The sequence below is a fragment of the Clostridium oryzae genome, assembly GCF_002029235.1.
In the GTDB taxonomy this organism is placed as follows: Bacteria; Bacillota; Clostridia; order Clostridiales; family Clostridiaceae; genus Clostridium_AE; species Clostridium_AE oryzae.
In genome coordinates, this window is the sequence record NZ_MZGV01000024.1 from 48750 (window position 1) to 72188 (window position 23439).

Below are 23439 nucleotides of genomic sequence, written 5' to 3' on the forward strand. Positions count from 1 at the left end.
TTACTTATACATTGGTCCATAAGCAGCACATGCTCTATAATCTTGTCCTTCTTTATCCTGTCCAAAAGCATTCCAGGCTGCTGGTCTGAATATTTTTTCCTCTGGAACATTATGAAGGCTGACCGGTATTCTCAATATAGATGCCAAAGTTATCAAATCTGCACCTATGTGACCATAACTTATCGCTCCATGGTTAGCTCCCCAATTATTCATAACATCATAGGCTGATTTGCAGGCTCCACTTTCCGTTGCTCTTGGTGCAAACCAAGTACAAGGCCAAGTATAATCTGTTCTCTTCCAGAGAACTTCATTAACCTCCTCAGGCAATGCTACTGTCCAACCTTCAACTAACTGAAGAACTGGTCCTAATCCCTTAACAATATTAAGTCTAGCCATAGTACAAGGCATAACATCCTTTGTCAAAAATCTTGATGAGTAGCCACCACCCCTGAAATATCCTTGATCAGCTGGATTCCACGTAGTAGCTTCAAGTATTCTGTTTTGATCTTCTTCTATTATTTCCCAGAATGGCTTCATAACAGCATTGCCTTCAGCATCCTTCGCTCCGCCGTTTGCATCCAAACATGCCGCACCTGAATTAATTAAATGTATAAAACCGCCTGCTTCTTTAGCAGCTCCCTCAATATCATATCCAGTTGCTTTCTTTACAGCCTCTGCACTCCAATAAGTACGAACATCTGCAAATATCTGTGCTCTATTTGTTAACAGCTTATTTAGAAGCATAGTTGCACCATTTAATGTATCATTTTCTGTAGCTAATACATAAGTTTCTCTAGGTCCATTCCAATCGAAGGATGTATTTAAAAGAGCTTCAGCAAAATCACAGTTAGGATAGAAATCTGTCCACTGCCTTTGTCCCTGGAAGCCTGCTGCAATTGCATTGTGTCCTACTTTTTCTTCTTCGCAGCCCTTTGGAAGTTTTTCATTCCCGTTCATCAAATCTTTTATAATACACATCATCTTAACGACAAACTCCCAGTCTGCATCTTTTTGCTCTCTAGTCTTCTGCGCTTCCTTAGGATTCTTGTCGAAACCTTCCTTACAGTGTTCTTTAGTCCATGCCAGGGCCTTTTTAAACTCAGCTTCGTCATATATTCCCTCTGTCATCCTTCTGATGATTTCAACCTCATCCACAGATTCTACTCTCATACCAAGATATTCTTCAAAAAACTCTGGGCTTATTATTGATCCGCCAATTCCCATACATATAGATCCAATCTGCAGATAGGATTTTCCCCTCATAGTAGCTGCTGCTACTGCTGCTCTTCCGAACCTTAACAGTTTCTCTTTAACATCTGCTGGTATTTCTGTATCATCAGCATTTTGAACATCTTGTCCATATATCCCAAAGGCAGGTAACCCTTTTTGCGCATGTGTTGCAAGTACTGATGCTAAATATACAGCACCTGGTCTTTCTGTACCGTTGAAGCCCCAGACTCCTTTTATTGTCATTGGGTCCATGTCCATTGTTTCTGCTCCATAACACCAGCATGGAGTAACTGTAAGTGTTATATCAACGCCTTCCTTTTTGAACTTTGAAGCACAAGCTGCTGATTCTGCCACTCTTCCAATGGTAGTATCAGCAATGACAACCTTTACAGGTTCGCCATTTGTATATCTAAGGTTTGAGGTAAAAAGTTCAGCTGCAGCTTTAGCCATAGTCATAGTCTGTTCTTCCAGCGAACCTCTGACATCCAGCATTCCTCTTCTTCCATCAATTGTAGGCCTAATACCTATTACTGGGTAATCTCCTATTAGTCTGTTTTTTTGCATTTTAATTTCCTCCCTTTAATTACCATCAATATATTTTGAGTAACTCCAATGTAGGTGTTTTCTTTCTTGTTAATGATTACATTATATAATTGGAATTTTCTAAATACTTGTGATATAATAGCAAAAAATATAACAATATTCAGATTTTTTGAGGAGACTTATTTGATGAGATATTCAGATTATAATGAAATTAAGCAGAGAGGTACCTTTAATTTTCCTATAGAATTTCACTATGTTGATAAGCTGCATCCTAGATATATGATGTCCTATCATTGGCATATAGAGTATGAGATTATTCGAATTTTAAAAGGAGAACTTGTTGTAGAGTTGAATCAAAAACAGTTTGTAGCAAAAGAAGGCGATGTAATCTTTATACGTGACGGCATCTTGCACGCCGGAATACCCAAAGATTGTGTTTATGAATGTATTGTGTTTAACGTTAATATGTTACTAAAAGAAAATTATAGCGGCATAAAATACATTCAAGATATAATCGATCACAATATACTCGTTAATGATTACTTCCCTAATGTGAATTCTGAGCTACATAATACCATACATAAATTATTCGAGGCCATGGAAGCAAAAAGAGAGGGCTATGAATTGATAACCTTAGGAACGTTGTATCAAGTACTTGGCCTTATATATGAAGCTAAATTATACACTGTCAGCGATTTGCAGCCTCAAAAAGACAGCAAAAAAATTCTCCAGCTCAAAAAAGTCTTAAAGGTAATTGAAGCCTCCTATTCTTCACAACTTGCCTTGGAAGATCTCTCAAGAGTTGTTGGAATGTCAAGAAAATACTTTTGCAATTTTTTTTATGAAATGACTCATCGTACTCCTATAGACTATGTGAATTATTATAGAATAGAATGTGCCTCCATCCAGCTTGTATCAACCAGCCTGTCCATTACCGAGATTGCTTATAATTGCGGTTTTAATGACCTTAGCTACTTTATACGGGCTTTCAAAAAATATAAGGGAATTACGCCCAGCAGATATTCAAAACAGAATAGAAATGGTGCCACCCTCATGACAAGTGACAAGTAGGGTGATAATGAATATGCTTACTGCATTGGAAAAAATTATACCTCGGAGGTGTTGGCGAGACTTGGTGAGCCTGCTACCAATTTATCCATTAGTTAAAAAGTTTTATATAGAGAAAGTATATAGTTTTATTTTTTATAAAAATTTGATATAATATAAATAAGAAATACAGTTAATAAAAAAGTAGAGTGCGTCAACACTCTACTGATATACAATTCTAGTGATACCAGTTGCCTAGGCAACTGGTATCACTAGAATTTATTTACAAAAATAGTAGCTAACCATTTGCGTACGGGGCTACTATTTTTTGATATCTTATCTATAAGTAACACTATAAATGTTAACAGTGCAACTAAGAATAATCCACCAGTAAATAGCAACATTATAACGTCGTTACTCATATGCATCACCTCCCTTCTCAGGGATGAATGACACCAGTAGCCCACATTCAACTAATAAATTGTACTCAAAAATTATATCATATGATTTAGTATAATTCTATAAATGAAAATACATAAATGAAATTAAGATATATAAAAAATGTGGAAAATAGAGTGTTTCAGCTATATAAAGGCAGTGAATCCTCTGTAATTATATAGGCCCATTCTTTTGATTTATTCACTATTGATAAATTACTAGCTTGGTTAGTATTATAAAGTAAAGAATGTTTATATGCTCAGAAGAATATAGTAATTTGAAATGAGGATTATGTATAATCTCACTTTAGTTGTTCTTTACTCAACAAATACGTAATGGTAATTCCAAGCTGTTTGTAATATTGTTATTACAGAAGCTTCTAAAAAATAAAGGAGTAATAATTATGCAAATCAAAATTGGTGAAAATCTTCGAAAACTTCGAATTAAAAACGAACTTACGCAGGAAAAGCTAGCAGAGGTGTTCGGTGTATCTCCTCAAGCAATTAGCCGTTGGGAGAATAACTCCACTTATCCAGATGTCACCATGCTTCCAGGCATTGCAAATTACTATAATGTATCAATTGATGAATTGATGGGAATGGATGAAATCCGCAATATCGAAAAGATTAACAGCACTTTTTCTATTGTCCATGAATATGAGTCAAAAGGAATGATTAACGAAGCTATTCAAACACTTAGAGAGGCTATAAAATTATATCCAAATAATTATGGATTGTTGTCTGAACTTGCATTAGCATTAACGTTGAAAACTAATACTGATATAGAATATGATTTATTTAATGAAGCTATTGCGCTATCTGAACGTGTACTTTTGAATAGTACAAATGAAAAAATCAGAAGTACAACTAAAACAAATCTTTGCTTTCTATATTTGAAAGTTAATGAAGATGAAAAAGCAATAAAATTAGCTAAAACACTACCTCACATTTGGGAGTGCCGAGAGATTGTATTACCAGAAATGTTTATGGGCGATGATTATTTTATTGAATTGAAAAAAGGGATACTCACTGTTATATCTATAATTTGTGAGAAAATTGAAAATTCTAAAAAACATAAGCATTCAAGTATTGATAAAATAATCGCTATTGGATCGAATAAAAATTCGGATGATGAATTAAAAGGAAAAATAGAATTGATAACGCAATTTCTTGATGTAGTTTCTTAATTAACTTGATGAATGATAAGGGAGCATATTCAGATTTGCTTACACAAGTATGAGTACGCTCTCATTTTAAATTAACTATTATTCATTGAGTATAAAGACCTCTTCGACAGTAGAGTCTAGTAATATGGCTAATCTCATTGCAAGTTCTAATGTAGGATTGTATTTATTATTTTCTATTGCATTTATGGTTTGTCTCGTAACATGTAAGCTTGATGCTAAATCCTCCTGTCTCATCTTTTTCAATTTTCTCAATTCCTTGATTTTATTTACCATAATTCAATCACCTACTAATAAAGAAAAATGGAATAGCGATTGCTGCTAATAGAATTACCATAAATACGGATATAAATGAAGATAGGTTTATATTTAAAAAAACTGGTAGAGATAAATTGGTGCCCTATGATATAATTGTAAATATTATAGCGAAAAGCAATTGAAATTAGTTGGTACGCTTAAGTAGATAATTGCGTAATAAAGATTATTTAATTAACCTCTCTTTATTGTGCAGAAAAAGAGAGGTAGGATTATCTAAAATAGAGTATTTTAGTGTTAAGAGATAGATATTTCACTAAAGTATAGATATGATTGACCGATAGCATTTCCTCCTATCAGTTTCAAAATAACAATAAAAGGAGAACTAGTATGGTACATTTGGTATATTGTGATGCTAAAGAAAAGGTATTAGAAAAAATATTAGACGGTTCTAAAACAATGATTATCAGAGCGGCAGCAGGAAGAAAGATTCCTCATAGTAGAGTATTTGAAGGTGAGAAACTTTACTTTATGAAAAAAGGTACAGGAAAAATTTCAGCAACTGCAACTGTTAAATCAGTTCAAAATCACGTTAAATTGTCGGAAGATGAAATAGTAAAGGTACTTGCTGATAATCAAGAAAAATTGAATTTATCTAAAAAGCAGCAAGAACGCTGGCATAAAAAATGTATGTGCTTAATAGAGTTTGGGAATGTGAGTGAAATAAAACCTCTTGACTTCGAACATCAGGGTAATATGGATGATTGGCTTATTATTGAAAAGATTGAAGATGTAGTTGTCGGTACAAGCATTCCATATAACTATGACAAGTCGAGATTTTAGGTGGTGTTGTTATGGCAATGTGGAATCCGTGGCGCGGCTGCAATAAATATAGTGAAGGGTGTAAATACTGCTATATTCATAAAGGTGATGCCAAAAGAGGAATAGACACAAGTATTATTGTAAAAACAGATAATTTTTATGCACCTGCTGCAAAGAATAAAAAAGGTGAATATAAAATCAAATCAGGTCAAACTGTATACGTGTGCTTTTCTACAGACTTTCTTATTAAAGAAGCTGATGAATGGAGAAAAGAATGCTGGAAAATGATAAGAGAACGCTCAGACTTGAATTTCATTTTTCTTACAAAGAGAATCGAAAGGTTTTTAGACTGTATTCCAAATGATTGGAACGATGGATATGATAATGTGACTGTTGGCTGCACTGTTGAAAATCAAGATAGAGCAGACTTTAGACTTTCTATGTTTGCAAGCCTTCCAATAAAGCATAAGAATGTGATTTGCCAGCCGCTTATTGAAGAAATAAATATAGAGAAATATCTAAACAATGTTGAATTGGTGGTAGTTGGTGGCGAATCTGATATAAATGCAAGACCACTGAATTACAATTGGGTTTTATCCATTCGAGAACAGTGCATAACAAAAGGAGTTCGTTTTCAATTTAGACAATGTGGAACTCACTTTATTAAAGACGGCAAGGAATATACACTTAATGTCAGAGATTTATGCAGTCAAGCAAAAAAAGCAAATATTGACTGTTAATTATTCTTTTAAGAAAAAATACAGGATATAAGCGTAATAAAAGAAGAATCCTCTGTTGATGAGAATTCTTCTTTCCTATCTAATTATTGATATTTTGCCAAAGTTCTATCAACTAAATTTCAGACAATTCTTAGTTGCTTCTAAACTGCTTCAACTTCAGCCTTCTCAAGACTCTTTCCTTTAGTTTCCGGTACCTTGTAATACACGAATACAAGAGCTGCTAAAGATAAAAATCCAAATACATAAAATGTATTAAAAGAAATAGCATTAAAAATACTTGGAAATATTGCTGTAAGTATGAAATTCATTGTATATTGACAAAATGTTATTATCCCGCAGCCTGCAGCTCTTACATGAAGCGGGAAAGCCTCTGGAACGTAAAGTCCATATACAGGTCCAAGCCCAACACTAAAAGCAAATATGTACACAAACACACATATAACATCTAAAACTCCATTAGTTGGAAACATACCTATAAGCACCAACGGAAATGTCTGCATAAGAAAGCTCGTCATAAGTAAAAATCTTCTTCCCTTTCTATCCACCAAAAATAAAGAGCAGAACGTTCCAATAACCAAGGCTATTCCAACTGAGATATCTGCAATAATAGATACATTATGCATATTTAAGTTCTTAAATACTATAGGAACATAGAATATTACCGCATTTATACCTGTAAATACCTGAAAGAATGCCAGAACAAATACAATAGACACTTTAGATTTATAATATTTAAGTAAAACTGCGACGCCTGCATCTTTAGCCGAAAGACTTTTTTGCACTTCTAAAATTTCATTTTTCACTTCAGCTTCATTGCTCCTAATCTTTCTTAGGATACTTTTGGCCTTATCTATCTGTTTATCTCTTATAAGCCATCTTGGACTTGCAGGGCTCATTGCCATTCCTATTACGAATATGGCTGCTGGAACAGCACCTATTAATATTATGGCCTTCCAGTTACCAGTTTTAGTAAAATAGGCACCTGCAATGTATGAAATAAATATTCCTACGTTAACACACAGTTGATACATAGAACCAGCTATTCCTCTTATATTTGCTGGAGCCAGTTCTACAATATATATAAGTGAGTACATGTTGGCAACTCCAACTCCCAGCCCCAGTACAAATCTAAAAAATAAAAATACATTTGCTGATGGTGCCAGTGCACCGCCTATAGTACTTATGATAAATATAATTCCAGCTATAACTAATAGTTTCTTTCTTTCAATCTTCTTTTCCAATATTGTTGAACCAATAATTGCAGGAAGTGCTCCAAGCATTACAAAACTACCAGCAAACCCTTGAAGTGTTGAACTCATCGCGAAGTCTTTTGTCATTGGAGGAAGTGCTAATGATATGCTCCCTACGGCATATCCATATAGAATTCCTGCTAAACTTCCGAAAAACAGAAAAATATAAATACTTTTTGATAAATTGTTACTACGACTACTCATGTTGTCCCCCTTAATAAATTACTACGAATAATATTGCAATGGTAGGAAGTGATTTCCGTCGGCTGGAAAATGCCTCCTCCAACCACTTCCTACCCTATGCCCTGACTCTTAATATTCACAAAGTGCTCTTATTATACTGCTTCTGTTGCCTTCTTATCTTAATTCACTAACTTCAAAATATTTTACTGTTTCTTTTTAACTTCTTCGTAAACACGCTGTATCGTTTATTATTTAATTCCCATCTTTCTTACTCTTTAGAGGTATAGCCTGATTTTAATGAAGATTAATATGATAAAAGTAATCTGTCCTAATTATTTTATCCGCTACATCAAATGATTGCTTTATATGCTCTATATCCTTTTTACTCAGTTTGTCTGCTCCTAATATAGTACCATTAGCCAGCAATGCAAAACTCTTTTTCGTATTTAATAAATTTCTGCCCATAGTAGTGTTTTCATATTCTTTAGAATCAATTCCAAAAGTGTAGCAAAGTGTAGGCATTATATCTATCTGTCCGCCAATAGTTTTTACTTGTTCAGGCTTCATACCTTTACTATATAATATAAGCGGTATTCTGTATCCATTATCCCACCACTTTTTATAGGGTCTCATCTTTGTTATTTCATCACCATAGTATTTATGTAAGCTTGTATGATCTCCATATATAGCAACTACAGTATTCTTCAGGAGTCCATTTTTATTCAATATATTGATAAAATTTCCTATCTGTGCATCTGCATAATGAAAGCTCTGATAATACCTCCCCATATAAGTCTTACCAAAATCTGCAGGTATCTTCATTGTTTTCATGTCCTTTCGCATCTTAAACGGCATATGTGAAGTTGTCGTAACCTGAAAGCTGTAAAAGGGCTGAGGGGTCTTCATAACCATACCAGCAGTCTGAGTGAGAAACGATTTATCTGTAAGTCCCATCATATAAACATCCTTTTTGGGATATGTCTCCATGCCCCTAAATTTATCGAAGCCAAAATTGGTCAATGCATTTTCTACGTTCCAATAATAGCCATAGTCTGCATGAAACGCTCTAGTTGTATAATTCTCCTTTTTAAATAGACGAGCCAATGTATTATATTTATTATTAGGGAACCTGAAAAATGTGCTTCCCCTTCTTATAGGATATACAGAAGCATTAGTCATCAGATCAGAATCAGAACTGGTTCCATCATATACCTGTTCATTATAATTAGAAAAATATATGCTATTTTTTAAAAGTTTATTTAAGTTCGGCGTTATTTCCTGACCATTATAGCTGTGATTTAAAATGAAGTTTTCAAGAGATTCAACCTGTATTATTATCAGATTTTTTCCTTTGAATATTCCCTTATATTGGTTATCCGGCAAATTTTCATTCTTATACGCAAGCCAATTTCTAATTTCGTTTTTATCTTTTTTAGAAAGTGAGTATGGCATATTATCTTCTATAAACATAGAGGCATCATATACATGATAGCCAATAGGTGATAAATTTCTCATAGTCGAAAATGGTATCCACTGTGTCTTAAAAAGCATTGGTCCTTCATATCCATTACCGTGAAAATCAAAAACAACATGAAAAAATAAAATTAGTATAAATGGGACTACAAACAATATACCAGCGGTTCCTTTAAACTTCTCCATAGCCTGATATCTTTTTGACATTCTTATTGCTGCTATAATCACAAATATATTATCAATTACGAAAAATATATCCACAGGTCTTGCTAAAGACATAATACCTTCAGATACATTATTAAGATTGCCTGTTTCACTAAGCGTATGTAGGCTTAAAAAAGCACTAAAACCTCTATAACACCACAAATCTCCTATTATAAGTATAGAAAACAATATATTTAGTATAACTAAACTCCACAAATGAGCCCTCTTTTTTAATAAGAAGGTTAAACTGATAATAATTATAGTAAACAGTATGTACACGTAGGAATTAAGCACAGCATACATGTCAATATGGGTAGTCAGCTTAGATGCCTTAGAGCTCTGCAGCACATTAATAAAAAGCTGATCCTTTATGAACATGAGTATAAATACCGCCACTGCAATCCTATCATTTAATAAATACTTTATTCTTTCTTTAAATCTGATTTTTGAAAATATACCCTTCTTATTTTCCATTACCTCCATAACATTTCTCCCCCTAAAAATATTTTATACCTTTGATTTTATAGGATTTATACACAAATATATTTCATATCCTCAGCTTTATATAAATAAGGATATAATGACCAGAAAGCAATAATCGCATGCAGCAGTAAACTATTCAAATTTTTCTTACCGCAGTATATTGTAGCACAGCATAAATTACATATCAAACCTTTTCGACCAGTACCAATGTTATTCCACATATTCATATACATTCTGATTAAATCATTCTTTTCATTGTGTAGAAACTTTTTCAAATTTTTTTTCAAAAGCTATTGTATTTTAATAATAATTATTATATAATAACTCTTGTAAGATAAATCAAACACAATATCAAATACATAAAAAGAAATATAAATTTGTTTGGGAGGAATTATTAATGAAAAAATTTGTTTGTACAGTATGTGGTTATATTTATGAAGGAGATGCTGCACCTGAAAAATGTCCAGTTTGCGGTGCACCAGCTGATAAATTTATAGAAAAAGTTGAAGGCGAAATGACTTGGGCTGATCAGCACGTAATAGGAGTTGCTAAAGGCGTTGATCCAGAAGTAGTTGAAGGACTTAGAGCTAATTTTACTGGAGAATGCAGTGAAGTTGGAATGTATCTCGCTATGAGCAGACAGGCTGATAGAGAAGGGTATCCTGAAATTGCTGAAGCATATAAGAGAATAGCTTTCGAAGAAGCTGAACATGCATCTAAGTTTGCAGAAATGCTTGGAGAAGTTGTATGGGCTGATACTAAGAAGAACCTTCAGGCTAGAGTTGATGCTGAACAGGGTGCTTGTCAAGGTAAGAAGGACTTAGCAACTCTTGCTAAAAAATTGAATTATGATGCAATTCATGATACAGTACATGAGATGTGCAAAGATGAAGCAAGACATGGTTGTGCATTCAAAGGATTATTAGATAGATATTTTGGTAAATAAATAAAATGTCACGTGCCTGGCACGTGACATTTAGACTTATCTATTGTGTATATATACCTCTACTGCCTCTTTTATGTGTTCTTTAGCATCCTCATCGCAAACTATGTTAAATGCATTTCCTACTATTTCTGAACTAAATTCTGTAAAACCTTGTGTATTTAAAAAGCTCTTTATGTCTTCTACTCTTTCTCCCTGCGCAACCAAGACCTTCTTACCAACATAATCATTATTTACATAAACATTATAAGAATCATGCGCTGTCTTATAGTTATCTACTTCATCATGAAAATCGTTCCATATGAGCGGAAATCCCCAGGTTCCTCCAGGTCCAAAATTAAAATTAGTATACATACCAACCACATCCTCATATTTTTATGTTATTAGTATGTATGAAAAAAATATTTTTTATTCAGTGATATTTTCTGATTGTTATACAATTAATATACTAATTTAAAAGAGTTACCCGCTCTTAAACAATTGGATGTCTTATTACTGTTTTTAGCTTCTCTGAGGACACTTTTCTTGGATCACTCAAATAGATTTCATGATGCTTTCTTTTTTCTGAAATATCGTTTTGATACCCTGCTTCAACAATAAATTCTTCTAGAACTTTTATCGTTGAGGGCTCGTCATCAAAAGAACCAATATGCATTATCTGTGCACACTTTCCCTCATTAAAGACTTCAAGCCTTGCTAAGGATAAATCAAGATTGGGTTTCTTTTTAGTTAAGACCTTCTTCGCTGTTTCAAATACTTCAACCGTTACAAAATTAGGTTGTCTTATCATTGATGTCCAACAAAATTCATCTTTATTCTTAATATGTATTCCATCAAATCTTTCACCATTAGTCCACCATAAACCTTCCAGCGGTGGAACAACATATTCAAAATATCCATCTGGCTGCGTTCCGCTCATCTTGCTCATCTTTATTGAATACGAGAGGCCATATAGCACTTCCATTGCATTTTTATATTCTTTGCAGGTATTAGGATTTCCTTTACCATCAATCATTATAAAAATTATTTCAGGCACATCAATAATCATTGGTTTTGTTTTAGGCATATATAATTCTTTAAATTCTTTTTTAAAATCAAATTTATCAGTCATAATCTTATCCCCTCCTCAAATCTAGTATAAACCATCCCCTGCACAGGAATGTCAACATTATTTAAAAATCAAAAAAATATAAATGTCACGTGCCTGGCACGTGACAATTCTTATTTACAATCAAAAAATGTACCAATATTCTCTCCGCTCAATATATTATTCAAAATATTAGGCGTAGAACCATGAGCAATAACCATAGCAGCTCCGGCATCATTTACTATCTTTGCAGCACTTAATTTAGTTTTCATACCACCTGTACCAAGATTTGAGCCAGCTCCGCCGGCCAAAGCCTCTATATCATCCGTAACTTTTTCCACATATCCAATAAGTTTTGCATCTGGATTTTCATTTGGATTGCTGTCATATAATCCCTCAATATCAGTCATTATAATCAGCAAATCTCCCTCGACAAACCTACAGACATGAGCTGAAAGTGTATCATTGTCACCTATTTTTATCTCTTCTGTGGTGATAGCATCATTTTCATTCACTATAGGTATAGCCTTATCCTCAATAATAGTCATAAAAGTATTTCTTGCATTAATTAATCTATCCTTATGCTCCATGTCTTCTTTTGTAATAAGTATTTGTGCTGTTATTTTTCCGTATTCGCCAAAAAATTTATCATACATATGCATTAACGTTACTTGTCCAATAGCTGCACAAGCTTGTTTTTGTGGTATTGATTTTGGCTTTGACTTAAGTCCTAATCTTCCCATACCAGCAGCAATAGCTCCAGAGCTCACCAATATAACATCAAGTCCGCTGTTATGCAGATCACTTAACTGTTTAACCAATCCATCTATGCATGACAAGTTAAGTAATCCATTGGGATGTGTAAGCGTAGATGATCCCACCTTTATTACCACCCTTTTAACAGAAGTCATGTATTCCTTTCTTCTCTCCATGATGTGTACAATCCTTTCAAAATTAATTACGGCAAAGGTTGGTTTTATGCGAAGTATAAATTTATTACTGACCATGATAAGATAAAAGAGTAAAGAGAAGAGAGAAAAGTGAAGGAAGAAATTCTGCTGTGCAGAATTTCTGAGAATTTTAATCTGATAATCAACAGAAAACTTTTTAAACTAAAACTATACATAATATTACACAAGGATTATCAAAATAATTAGGAGTCTCTATACAATCAAAATTCAGCATGGCTGAATTTTAACCTTCACTTTACTCTTTACTCTTTTCTCTTTACTCTTATACCTAATTAATGCACTTTCTCTAAACTATTCCGTCTAGAGCATTTAATTCGCAATATCCTTATATTACAATACTATTTCCTTCTTAATGCCTTTCTTCAGTATATTCTTATACTCAATATACTCGTAAATTCCCTTATCAAAGAGTCCACTGAACTTATTAAACTCCTCCATGCTTAAGGATAAAATATCCTTTCCGTTATCCTCACAGAAAATTACTATCTCTCCTACAACCTTATGAGCATCTCTAAATGCCATACCCTTACAAACTAAATAGTCTGCAACTTCAGTAGCATTTAAAAAGCCTTCACTTACCGCTTTCTCCATTTTATCATGATTTACGGTCAATGTCTTTATTACTTCATTCATTATTTTTAAACAGGACAAAACTGTATTAACAGCATCGAAAAAATTCTCTTTATCTTCCTGCATATCCTTGTTATATGCCAAAGGAATTCCCTTTAATACAGTAAGTAATGCCATTAAAGAACCATACACCCTTCCAGTTTTTCCTCTAATAAGCTCTACCGCATCCGGATTTTTCTTTTGAGGCATTATGCTGCTGCCTGTAGAATATTCATCACTCATTGTAACGAAATTAAATTCTTTGCTGCTCCATAATATCAATTCTTCGCTGAGTCTGCTTAAATGCATCATTATTATCGAAAAATCAGATAATAATTCTACCAGATAGTCTCTGTCACTTACACCGTCAAGAAAATTATCTACCTGTTTCTTAAATCCAAGCTTTTCTGCAGTAAACACTCTATCTATATCATAGGTTGTGCCAGCTAAAGCACCACAGCCAAGAGGACTCTCATTCATGATTTCCATCGTATTTTCAATTCGTCTTCTATCTCTTAAAAGCATATTAACATAAGCAAGAAGATGGTATCTGAAGGTTACTACCTGAGCTCTCTGAAGATGAGTATAGCCTGGCATTATATATTCATTTTCATTACCTTTTTCTTTTAACGTATTTATAAGTTTATCTATACTTTCAATGATTTCATATGCTTTTTTTCTAGCATATAATCTAGTGTCCACTGCTACTTGATCATTCCTGCTTCTGGCAGTATGAAGTCTTTTCCCGGCTTCTCCCACCCTCTGTGTAAGATTCAACTCTACAAAGCTATGTATGTCTTCATAGTCTCCTTCAATTAACAGCTTTCCGCTTTGTATATCGTCATATATACTCTGAAGTCCTTGTGTTATAGCCTTATAGTCCTCTTCAGATATTATGCCGCATTTATAAAGCATTTCACAGTGAGCAAAGCTGCCTTTTATATCTTCCTCATACATTACCTTATCAAAGCTTAATGATGAATTAAAATCCTCCATAAGCTTATTTTCATTTTCCTTAAACCTGCCGCCCCATAATTTCATAATATACTTCCTTTCAATAATCTATATATATTGCGAACCAAGAAAATGCATTAAATGAAGATAATATTTAACAGTTAGTGTATGCTTTAAATGGGTAAGAGAAAAGTTTAATGCACTTTCTCTTAACTATTCCGTCTAGAGCATTTAGTTCGTCTTTTATTTAATGGTTATTATCTATAAAATATCTCATCAAGTAAAACAATTCAATGGCTTTACCTGATGAGATATAAAAATTCTTACTTTTCTTTTTTATTATTAACCATAGCTCTTATCTTATACGGAAGTGAGAATAATTTTATGAAACCTGCTGAATCTTTATGATCATATAATTCGCTGGCACCAAAAGATGAGATTCCTTCATCATAAAGAGGATTAGCTGCATCAATTGATGCTACCATCATGCTGCCCTTATACAATTTAAGCTTAACGGTACCAGTTACATTTTTCTGAGTTACATCTATGAAAGCATCTAATGCTTCCCTTAATTCAGTGAACCAAAGTCCATCATATACAAGGTCTGCATATTTCACTGCTACTACTTGCTTAAAATGTGATGTCTGTTTATCTATCGTGATCATTTCTAAATAGTCATGTGCTTCATAAAGTAAAGTTCCGCCAGGAGTCTCATACACTCCCCTTGACTTCATACCAACTAATCTGTTTTCAATTATATCTATTACTCCTACACCATTTCTTCCTGCAATCTTATTAGCCTCTTCAATTAAAGCTACAGGAGAAAGTTTTTCACCGTTTATCTTAAGCGGAACACCTTTTTCAAAATAAATTTCTACATACTCAGGCTTGTCAGGTGCATCTTCAGGATGTACAGTCATCTGATACATTTCCTTCTTATGCTCATTTGTTGGTTCCTCTAAGTCTCCGCCTTCATGACTTAAGTGCCATAGGTTTTTATCCATTGAATATATCTTTTCTTTTGTAACAGGTACTTCTATACCCTTTTTAGCAGCATAATCAATAGCATCTTCTCTTGACTTTATGTCCCAAATTCTCCATGGAGCAATTATCTTTATATCTGGATCAAAACATGCTATACCAGTTTCAAATCTAACCTGATCATTTCCTTTACCTGTGCATCCATGGCATATATATTTAGCCCCTTCTTTATGTGCTATTTCCACTAACCTTTTAGCTATGGAAGGTCTTGCAAAGGATGTACCAAGCAAATATCTTCCTTCATACTTAGCTCCGCTTTTTATTGCGTTGTATAAATATTCAGTAACAAATTCTTCTTGAAGATTCTCTACATATATCTTGTCTGCTCCGCTTTTTATTGCTTTTTCTTTAACTTGATCCATATCATCGCCTTGTCCAACATCAGCGCAAACAGCTATAACCTCACAATCATAGTTTTCTTTAAGCCATGGAACTATTATTGATGTATCCAAGCCTCCTGAATATGCTAGTACAACTTTTTCTTTCATTATTATACTCCCTTTCCTTATATGTATATAAACCTTAAAATATAATCAATTCTTTATTTCTTGGAACTATCTTAAATCCATGTTCCAATTAGTAAAACCATGTACTTATTATAAAACACTTTTTATAATTATGCAATATATTTTCATAATTATTCATTAGTTTTTTTAACAAGATGCTCCTATTTAGTTCGCAAGCCGTTTGTGATAAAATATTGTTTATAAATAAACTGTATAATATGAATAAAGGATGGTACGATGAAAATCAATTATCAATTAAAACTGGATCAAACGATTAATGAATTGACCAAGAGCGGTACTGTACCGACACTACTGCTGCACAGCTGTTGTGCACCCTGCAGCAGTTATGTTTTGGAGTATTTAAGTCAATACTTTTCAATAACAGTTTTTTATTATAACCCTAACATATACCCAGAACATGAATATTATAAAAGAGTAAATGAAATTAAAACCTTTATTTCAGAAATCAAAGTTAAGCATGAAATAAAGTTTATTGAAGGCCGCTACAATACCGAGGCTTTTTATCAAATTGCAAAAGGCTATGAAAATGATAAAGAAGGCGGTCCAAGATGCTTCTCTTGTTATGAACTGAGACTTAGAGAAAGTGCATATATGGCTAAAGAAAATAATTTTGACTATTTTACAACAACACTTTCTATTAGTCCATATAAAAATGCTGCTAAACTTAATGAGATAGGGGAAAATCTATCAAAAGAATATGGTGTAAATTATCTATATTCAGATTTTAAAAAGAAAAATGGATATAAGCGTTCAATAGAGCTATCTAATGAATATAATTTATATAGGCAAAACTACTGCGGATGCATTTTTTCTAAAAAATATGCAGAAGAAATGTCAAAATAAACTCATAAACAAAACTTTCATATTATATGTATGGCTAAAAAATAACCTTTTATGATATACTTATAAGCGTACATGGATAAAAAGGAGTGCCTATAAAAATGTTTGGCTATGTTGTACCTTGCAAGCTCGAATTAAAAATCAGAGATTACGAACGGTTTAAAGCTTATTATTGCGGCTTATGCCATTCAATTAAAAAGAACCATGGCAATTTGCCAAGACTTGTACTAAACTATGATATGACTTTTCTTGCACTTCTTTTAGATGCACTAGAGAAGGATGACTCTCAAATTGAGAAGTTTACATGTGCGCTGCATCCAACAAAAAAGAAACTAAGGTTTCATAATAGCAAACCCTTAGATTATGCAGCTAAATGTAATGTAATACTTGCATATTATAAATTGCTAGATAATGCTGAAGATGATAAATCAGTAAAAAGTAAGTTAATGAGTGTTTTTCTTAATAGATACATTAAGGATAAGGATTTTAAACTTAAGGTAAAATCCTATTTGGATAGACTTTATGCAAAGGAAAAAAAAGCAGTTTCACTTAGTATTGATGAAATATCTCATGAATTTGCCGACCTTACAGGTTTTCTGATGTCAAATTATTTTGACGATAATTATGAATTTAAGGAAATTTTATATTGGCTAGGTTATAATATAGGAAAATGGATATATATAATAGACGCTATGGATGATTTAGAAAAGGATATGAGAGATAATAAATTTAATTTGATTTGTTCCATATATAATAAAGAAGAAATTCCTTATGAAACCTTTAAACCGTCAATTGAGGAAAAAATAGAATTTATTCTCCTTTCTTGTGCTTCAACATGTTCTGAACTTCTCCAGCAGCTGCCTATTAATAAAAACCAGGAACTATTGTATAATATATTAAAATTTGGTTTAATGGAAAAGATAGATATAGTTTTTAGAAGGAGTGAATTATCAAATGCAGAACCCTTATGAGATTCTTGGAGTCAGAGAAGGTGCTTCAAAGGAAGAAATAAAAAAAGCTTATAGAGAATTAGCTAAGAAGTATCATCCTGATCAATATGGAAATAACCCGCTTAAAGATTTAGCTGAAGAGAGAATGATAGAAGTTAACGAAGCTTACGAATACTTAATGAAGAATGCTTCTTCTAGCACCAGCTCTTCCAGTAGTTCATATTCAAAGAGAAGTGAATATAATAGTTCAAGTTCTTATAATAATCCAAACACTGCCGGGCAACAATATAACAATATACGTATGGATATTCAGCATGGTAATTATAGAAATGCTGAGGATGCACTTAATTCTATGCCTACTAAGGATGCAGAATGGAACTTTTTAATGGGTATGCTGCATATGAAAAAGGGTTGGTATGACAGTGCTCAAAATTACGTAGCAACTGCTTGTAATATGAATCCAGCCAATAGAGAATATCAAGATGCTTTAAGCAGAATGCACAATAGGAATAATTCCTATCGAAATAATTATTACGGAAGACAGTCTTCGGGAAATGATATGTTTGACTGCTGCCTTAAATTATGGTGTCTTGACAGTTTATGTGAATGCTCAGGCGGAGATTTAATAGGCTGCTGCTAATTTCACACGGAGGTGAACATATGAGTAACGCTCAAAAGATAGCTAGAGGAGGATTATATACTGCACTTACAGTACTTATAGTGTATTTTTCAAATATATTACCTACAAGCAAGCTTTCTTTGCTTACTTTGGCTTCGGCAATAATACCTTTTTCGATACTAACTACAGGCGTTAAAAATAGCGCAATAGTATATGCTGCTTCTGCAGTATTAGCTTTTTTAATTGGTGCTAAGGGTATGGCTTTATCCTATGCAGTCTTTTTTGGTCTCTACGGTTTTGTAAAATACTATGTAGAGTCATTAAGGAAAACTCTATATGAAATACCACTAAAGCTAGTATATTTTAATTTAAGTATATTTATTATATACAAATTATACTCTGCTCTTTTTACTGCAGAAATGACTTCTAAACTTCCTGTTTACGCTATCATAGCTGCTGCTGAAGTAGGGTTTGTCATCTATGATTACGCATTGACAGAAATAATAGCATACATTGATAATAAGTTTATAAAAAAGAAAAAAACAAAGGGAAAAGAAAAAAGTTAAAAAGAAAATATTAGTGAACTATATAATTATTTTCTCAAAAATAAAAGAAGCCTCTCACGCGGCTTCTTTTATACATTTCCTAACAATTAAACTATATAAGTTGTGAAAGTTCTAATACATTCTGACTTCTAAAAAATCCTAGGGTCGAACCGATTCAGCAGTGATATTTTAGAAGCCACGATGTAAGAACTTTATTGCAACTTATATAGCTAAACCTTTTTCACTGATTTGAATTTATCATTTGTATCTGACTCTACATATCCTTTTTATAATTTCCAACTAGTCTAAAGTCAGCACTCTTTTCTTTGATTATGTCTATAGCCTTTTTAACTCTCTCTTCCTTCAAATTCCCTTCGAAATCTATATAAAAGGAATATTCCCAAGGCATACCCATAATTGGTCTCGATTCTATCATCATCATATTCAGATTATTCTCATATATAACTTTTATTACGTTATACAAAGAACCGCTTACATGAGGAAGATTTAAAATTATGCTTATCTTGTCCGAGTTCTCAAAGCTCATAAGTTCCTTACTGATGATAATAAACCTAGTGTAATTCTCTTTGTTGCTATTAATTGGTTGTTTGATTATATTAAGTCCATAGAGTTTTGCTGCTGCTTTTCCACCTATAGCTGCCTTATGAATAGAGTTGCTGCTTTTAACATATTCCGCACTTTTAGCTGTATTGTAATAATCAAAAAGCTTCCACTGCTTATGCTGCTCTAAAAACTCCTTGCACTGAAGAAGCCCCTGAGTGTGAGAATAAACTTCTTCAATATCCTCTAATTTAGCACCATCTATGCCCATAAGGCAATGATTTATAGCTATACATTTTTCACCCACAACATAGCAATCATATTTCTTCAAAAGGTCCATAACATCGGTGATTCCTCCAGTGGAAGAATTCTCTATAGGCAGGACACCATATTTCACTTTTCCTTCTACAAGCACCTTAAAAACTTCTTCAAAGGATTCTCTGTATATGGCATCAGCTTCTTCACCGAATATATTAAGCATGGCCTCATGGCTATAAGATCCTGGCACTCCGAAGTATGCTATCTTCTCATTTCCCATTTTCAAAAGCTGTTTTCTAAGTTCCAGCTCATTAATCATATTTCACCTACTATAAGATCTCCCATAGCTTCACAACCAACAACTTTAGTTCCTTCTATTGCAATATCACCTGTTCTGTAACCTTTGTCAAGAACCTTATTGATGGCTTTTTCAATATCATCTGCAGCATCAAGCATATTGAAAGAATATCTAAGCATCATTGCTACACTCATTATAGTTGCTATAGGGTTTGCTTTATCCTGACCAGCTATATCTGGTGCTGAACCATGTATTGGCTCATATAGTCCAACATTTCCATCACCTAATGAAGCTGATGGAAGCATTCCTAAAGAACCTGTTATCATAGATGCTTCATCACTAATGATATCTCCAAAAGTATTCTCTGTAAGTATTACATTGAATTGGGATGGATTTCTTATAAGCTGCATTGAAGTATTGTCAACATACATATAGTTAAGCTCAACTTCTGGATACTGCTTAGCAATATCTGTAACAACTTCTCTCCAAAGTCTTGAACTTTCAAGAACATTTGCCTTATCTACAAGAGTAAGCTTGTTTATTCTCTTCTTGGCAATACCAAAAGCCATATGTGTTATTCTCTCTATTTCAGCAGTGCTATAAATCATTGTGTCCCATGCCTTATAGGTTCCGTCCTCAAGCTGTACTCTCTTCTTTTCTCCAAAATAAGCTCCACCAGTAAGCTCTCTTATTATCATTATGTCAAGTCCATCTTTAAGTGCTTCTTCCTTAAGCATTGAAGCTGATTTAAGCTGTGGAAATACTACTGCTGGTCTTAAGTTTGCATAAACACCTAAAGCTTTTCTAATACCAAGTAGTCCAGCCTCTGGTCTCAAATTTCCAGGAAGCTTATCCCATTTCTCTCCGCCTACAGCGCCAAGAAGCACTGCATCACTTTCTTTACATATCTTAACTGTTTCATCTTGAAGCGGAACTCCTGTCTTATCTATCGCTATTCCTCCCATTAAAACATCCTGAGTTTCAACCTCAAATTTGTACTTCTTTGCTACTGCATTTAAAACTTTTAGTCCCTGTTTTACTACCTCTGGTCCAATACCATCACCTGGAATTACTGCTAATTTCATTATTTCTCCACCTCTCCTGTAATATAGTTCATAATTTTAACTTTATTTATCATCTTAGATACTATTTTCATTTCTATTTAAGATTCCCCCTTTTTACTTTTTTCTTCATATAGAAAATATTCTATAGAGTCAACTAGTGCTTCCCAGCTTGCCTCTATTATATTTGTAGAAACTCCAACTGTTCCCCAAACTTTATTTTTGCTGGCAGTTTCAATATGAACTCTTACTTTTGAAGCCGTAGCTTCTGCTGTATCTAATACTCTAACCTTGTAATCTGTAAGTCTTATATCATTAAGCTGTGGATAGAATACCTTAAGAGCTTTCCTTAGCGCTCCATCCATAGCATTTACAGGTCCATCGCCTTCTGCGGCAGCTAATTCCTCCCTGCCATCCACTTCCACTTTAATTATTGCATAGGCGCTGTTTTCTTCATCCCATTTGTTTTCACAGTGAACTCTAAAATCCTTAACATCAAAGAACTTTTGGTTCATATTAAGCATTCTTCTTACCATAAGTTCAAATGAGGAATCTGCTCCTTCAAATTGATATCCTTCATATTCAAGTTGTTTTATTTTATCTATAATACCTTGAGCTTCTTTTGAGTCTTTTGTAACCCAAGGAGCTATACGCTGTATCTTTTTAACTACTGTACTCTTTCCGCTAACTTCTGACATTAGTATTCTTCTATTATTGCCTACAAGCTCCGGAGAAATGTGTTCAAAGGATTCTGGATCCTTAAGTACAGCATCAATATGCATTCCACCCTTATGAGCAAAAGCGCTGTTTCCTACATAAGGCGCTTTCTGGTTATGAGCCATATTTGCTATCTCACTTACATATCTTGAAACACTAGATATATCTGTTAAATTCTTTGAGCACTTAAGTTTGAAATCAGTTTTAAGCTCTAATGTCGGCACCAGAGTCGTAATGTTAGCATTACCACATCTTTCACCATATCCATTAAAAGTTCCCTGAAACATCTTTGCACCCTTTTGAACACCTAAAACAGTGTTTGCTTCAGCAACTCCGCTGTCATTATGACAGTGAATTCCTAAAGGTGTGTTAACTGCTTCTTTAGCCTTCTCAACTATGTCAGCAATCTCCAGCGGAAGAGTTCCTCCGTTAGTATCACAAAGGACAATCCAATCAGCTCCAGCTTTTTCTGCTGTAACTATAGTCTTCACAGCATATTCTGGATTTCTTTTATAGCCATCAAAAAAGTGTTCAGCATCAAAAACAACCTCAAGATTGGCTGCTTTAAGATAGGCTATTGTATCCATTATCATATTTAAATTCTCATCTAATGTAGTTCTGAGTATTTCAGTGACATGCATATCCCAAGACTTGCCGAATATTGCTGCGACAGGCGCACCCGAATTTATAAGTGCATTGACCCCTGAATCATTCTTAACCTTGCCCATAGGTTTTCTGGTACTTCCAAAAGCTACTAGCTTTGCATTTTTAAGCTTGCTGCTTTTGAAGGTATTAAAAAACTCTATATCTTTTGGATTGGAAGTAGGATTTCCTGCTTCGATGTAGTCCACCCCAAACTCATCTAACAGTGTACAAATTTTAATTTTATCATGTAGTGTAAATGATATTCCCTCCGCCTGAGCACCATCACGAAGTGTAGTATCATATACAAATACTCTTTTATCTTCTATCAAAATAAAGCCCCCTTTCGATATATACTAATTAGGAATTTAGAATGAGGAATAAGGAATTATGGTTAAAATTCTGCTTAGCAGAATTTCTTCCTTCACTTTACTCTTTTCTCTTTACTCTTTCATAATTACAATTCCTAATTAAATTTTGCCCCATAAAAAATATAAAAAAGTATAAAAAAAGAGCAGACCACGCCCACTGGGGCGAAAGTCTACTCGCGGTACCACCCAAATTTCTAACTCATAGCTTTAACGGATATAATCCCGGCACAGTCTACTTTAGTTCGACCTGCGACTCAAAGGTGATTTTCATAAACATATGACCCATGGGCTTTCACCTTACCCCACTCTCTTTTAAAGTTTTAATGCTTATTACTCTTCCTTATCATAGTTCTTGTATCATTATTGCTTTTAATTTAGCATAAATATACGGTACTGTCAAGTAAAAAATGGTTACACCCTATGTCGGCCGATTACGTTCATTAAGCAATTACGCCACATCTTTTAAGCAAATTTCCTAATGGCTCATAACTCGGCTGCGCCTCAAACAATTCGCCATCTTAACGGAAATTTGCCTAAAAGACACGGATAATTGCTAAACTCGCTACAAATGCCTCCGTCGGGTGTAACCATTTT

At 33.6% G+C, this 23439-nt stretch carries 22 protein-coding genes and 1 other annotated feature; of the genes, 9 read left to right on the forward strand and 13 right to left on the reverse strand.

The annotated features are described in order from the left end of the window. Positions 1-1794: an L-fucose isomerase gene (locus tag CLORY_RS12065; protein WP_079424727.1), complete on the reverse strand. Its 1794-nt coding sequence runs from the start codon at positions 1792-1794 to the stop codon at positions 1-3. 165 nt (positions 1795-1959) lie between these two features. Here CLORY_RS12065 and CLORY_RS12070 point away from each other — a divergent pair, with 165 nt between their 5' ends. Further along, positions 1960-2844, forward strand: a complete 885-nt coding sequence (locus CLORY_RS12070) for an AraC family transcriptional regulator (RefSeq protein WP_079424730.1) — start codon at positions 1960-1962, stop codon at positions 2842-2844. Between the two features lie 248 nt (positions 2845-3092). Here CLORY_RS12070 and CLORY_RS23290 read toward each other — a convergent pair whose 3' ends face one another. Beyond that, positions 3093-3242, reverse strand: a complete 150-nt coding sequence (locus tag CLORY_RS23290) for a putative holin-like toxin (protein WP_169911609.1) — start codon at positions 3240-3242, stop codon at positions 3093-3095. A 419-nt stretch (positions 3243-3661) separates the two neighbouring features. Here CLORY_RS23290 and CLORY_RS12075 point away from each other — a divergent pair, with 419 nt between their 5' ends. Then, positions 3662-4444 (forward strand): helix-turn-helix domain-containing protein, encoded by a 783-nt coding sequence (locus tag CLORY_RS12075; RefSeq protein WP_079424733.1) that lies wholly within the window; start codon positions 3662-3664, stop codon positions 4442-4444. A 78-nt stretch (positions 4445-4522) separates the two neighbouring features. Here the strand turns inward: CLORY_RS12075 and CLORY_RS12080 are convergent, their stop codons facing one another. Further along, positions 4523-4717 (reverse strand): helix-turn-helix transcriptional regulator, encoded by a 195-nt coding sequence (locus tag CLORY_RS12080; RefSeq protein ID WP_079424736.1) that lies wholly within the window; start codon positions 4715-4717, stop codon positions 4523-4525. 369 nt (positions 4718-5086) lie between these two features. Here CLORY_RS12080 and CLORY_RS12085 point away from each other — a divergent pair, with 369 nt between their 5' ends. Both CLORY_RS12085 and CLORY_RS12090 read left to right on the forward strand, forming a co-directional pair. Continuing rightward, a complete protein-coding gene (locus CLORY_RS12085) occupies positions 5087-5539 on the forward strand; it encodes a hypothetical protein (protein ID WP_079424738.1) in 453 nt (150 codons plus the stop codon). Between the two features lie 11 nt (positions 5540-5550). Next, positions 5551-6258, forward strand: coding sequence for a DUF5131 family protein (locus tag CLORY_RS12090; RefSeq protein ID WP_079424740.1), 708 nt, complete (start codon positions 5551-5553; stop codon positions 6256-6258). A 140-nt stretch (positions 6259-6398) separates the two neighbouring features. On the opposite strand, the gene CLORY_RS12095 is transcribed toward CLORY_RS12090, so the two are convergent. Both CLORY_RS12095 and CLORY_RS12100 read right to left on the reverse strand, forming a co-directional pair. Next, positions 6399-7712 (reverse strand): sugar porter family MFS transporter, encoded by a 1314-nt coding sequence (locus CLORY_RS12095; protein ID WP_079424742.1) that lies wholly within the window; start codon positions 7710-7712, stop codon positions 6399-6401. A 273-nt stretch (positions 7713-7985) separates the two neighbouring features. Further along, a complete protein-coding gene (locus tag CLORY_RS12100; RefSeq protein WP_079424744.1) occupies positions 7986-9851 on the reverse strand; it encodes an LTA synthase family protein in 1866 nt (621 codons plus the stop codon). 397 nt (positions 9852-10248) lie between these two features. Between CLORY_RS12100 and CLORY_RS12105 the strand changes: the two genes are divergently transcribed. Next, positions 10249-10797: an NADH peroxidase gene (locus CLORY_RS12105; protein WP_079424746.1), complete on the forward strand. Its 549-nt coding sequence runs from the start codon at positions 10249-10251 to the stop codon at positions 10795-10797. A gap of 36 nt (positions 10798-10833) precedes the next feature. Here the strand turns inward: CLORY_RS12105 and CLORY_RS12110 are convergent, their stop codons facing one another. From CLORY_RS12110 to CLORY_RS12130, 5 genes are all read right to left on the reverse strand, one after another. Then, entirely contained in the window at positions 10834-11148 is a 315-nt protein-coding gene (locus CLORY_RS12110) for a hypothetical protein (RefSeq protein ID WP_079424748.1), read from the reverse strand. Between the two features lie 118 nt (positions 11149-11266). Next, positions 11267-11905 carry a GyrI-like domain-containing protein gene (locus CLORY_RS12115; RefSeq protein ID WP_079424750.1) on the reverse strand — a complete coding sequence of 213 codons (639 nt, stop codon included), beginning with the start codon at positions 11903-11905 and terminating at the stop codon, positions 11267-11269. Positions 11906-12015: 110 nt separating this feature from the next. Further along, on the reverse strand, positions 12016-12813 hold the full coding sequence (gene proB, locus CLORY_RS12120) for a glutamate 5-kinase (protein WP_079424752.1): 798 nt from the start codon (positions 12811-12813) through the stop codon (positions 12016-12018). Positions 12814-13182: 369 nt separating this feature from the next. Then, positions 13183-14502, reverse strand: a complete 1320-nt coding sequence (gene argH, locus CLORY_RS12125) for an argininosuccinate lyase (protein WP_079424755.1) — start codon at positions 14500-14502, stop codon at positions 13183-13185. A gap of 236 nt (positions 14503-14738) precedes the next feature. After that, the gene (locus CLORY_RS12130; RefSeq protein ID WP_079424757.1) at positions 14739-15944 is read right to left on the reverse strand and encodes an argininosuccinate synthase; all 1206 of its coding nucleotides are present in this window, start codon (positions 15942-15944) and stop codon (positions 14739-14741) included. 255 nt (positions 15945-16199) lie between these two features. Here CLORY_RS12130 and CLORY_RS12135 point away from each other — a divergent pair, with 255 nt between their 5' ends. From CLORY_RS12135 to CLORY_RS12150, 4 genes are all read left to right on the forward strand, one after another. Continuing rightward, complete coding sequence (locus CLORY_RS12135; RefSeq protein ID WP_079424759.1) at positions 16200-16826, forward strand: epoxyqueuosine reductase QueH; 627 nt, start codon at positions 16200-16202, stop codon at positions 16824-16826. A gap of 98 nt (positions 16827-16924) precedes the next feature. After that, entirely contained in the window at positions 16925-17794 is an 870-nt protein-coding gene (locus CLORY_RS12140; RefSeq protein ID WP_079424761.1) for a DUF5685 family protein, read from the forward strand. Continuing rightward, positions 17778-18413 (forward strand): J domain-containing protein, encoded by a 636-nt coding sequence (locus CLORY_RS12145; RefSeq protein WP_079424763.1) that lies wholly within the window; start codon positions 17778-17780, stop codon positions 18411-18413. Before CLORY_RS12140 ends, CLORY_RS12145 begins: the two co-directional genes overlap by 17 nt. 20 nt (positions 18414-18433) lie before the next feature. Beyond that, the gene (locus tag CLORY_RS12150; protein ID WP_079424765.1) at positions 18434-18958 is read left to right on the forward strand and encodes a hypothetical protein; all 525 of its coding nucleotides are present in this window, start codon (positions 18434-18436) and stop codon (positions 18956-18958) included. 253 nt (positions 18959-19211) lie between these two features. Here the strand turns inward: CLORY_RS12150 and CLORY_RS12155 are convergent, their stop codons facing one another. The 3 genes from CLORY_RS12155 to cimA form a co-directional block, all read right to left on the reverse strand. Continuing rightward, positions 19212-20075: a prephenate dehydratase gene (locus tag CLORY_RS12155; protein ID WP_242954406.1), complete on the reverse strand. Its 864-nt coding sequence runs from the start codon at positions 20073-20075 to the stop codon at positions 19212-19214. After that, positions 20072-21139 (reverse strand): 3-isopropylmalate dehydrogenase, encoded by a 1068-nt coding sequence (gene leuB / locus CLORY_RS12160; protein WP_079424767.1) that lies wholly within the window; start codon positions 21137-21139, stop codon positions 20072-20074. The genes CLORY_RS12155 and leuB overlap by 4 nt, the downstream gene beginning before the upstream one ends. A gap of 77 nt (positions 21140-21216) precedes the next feature. Continuing rightward, positions 21217-22803 (reverse strand): citramalate synthase, encoded by a 1587-nt coding sequence (gene cimA / locus CLORY_RS12165; protein ID WP_139376028.1) that lies wholly within the window; start codon positions 22801-22803, stop codon positions 21217-21219. Positions 22804-23000: 197 nt separating this feature from the next. After that, positions 23001-23201, reverse strand: a binding site (T-box leader). Positions 23202-23439 lie beyond the last annotated feature (238 nt).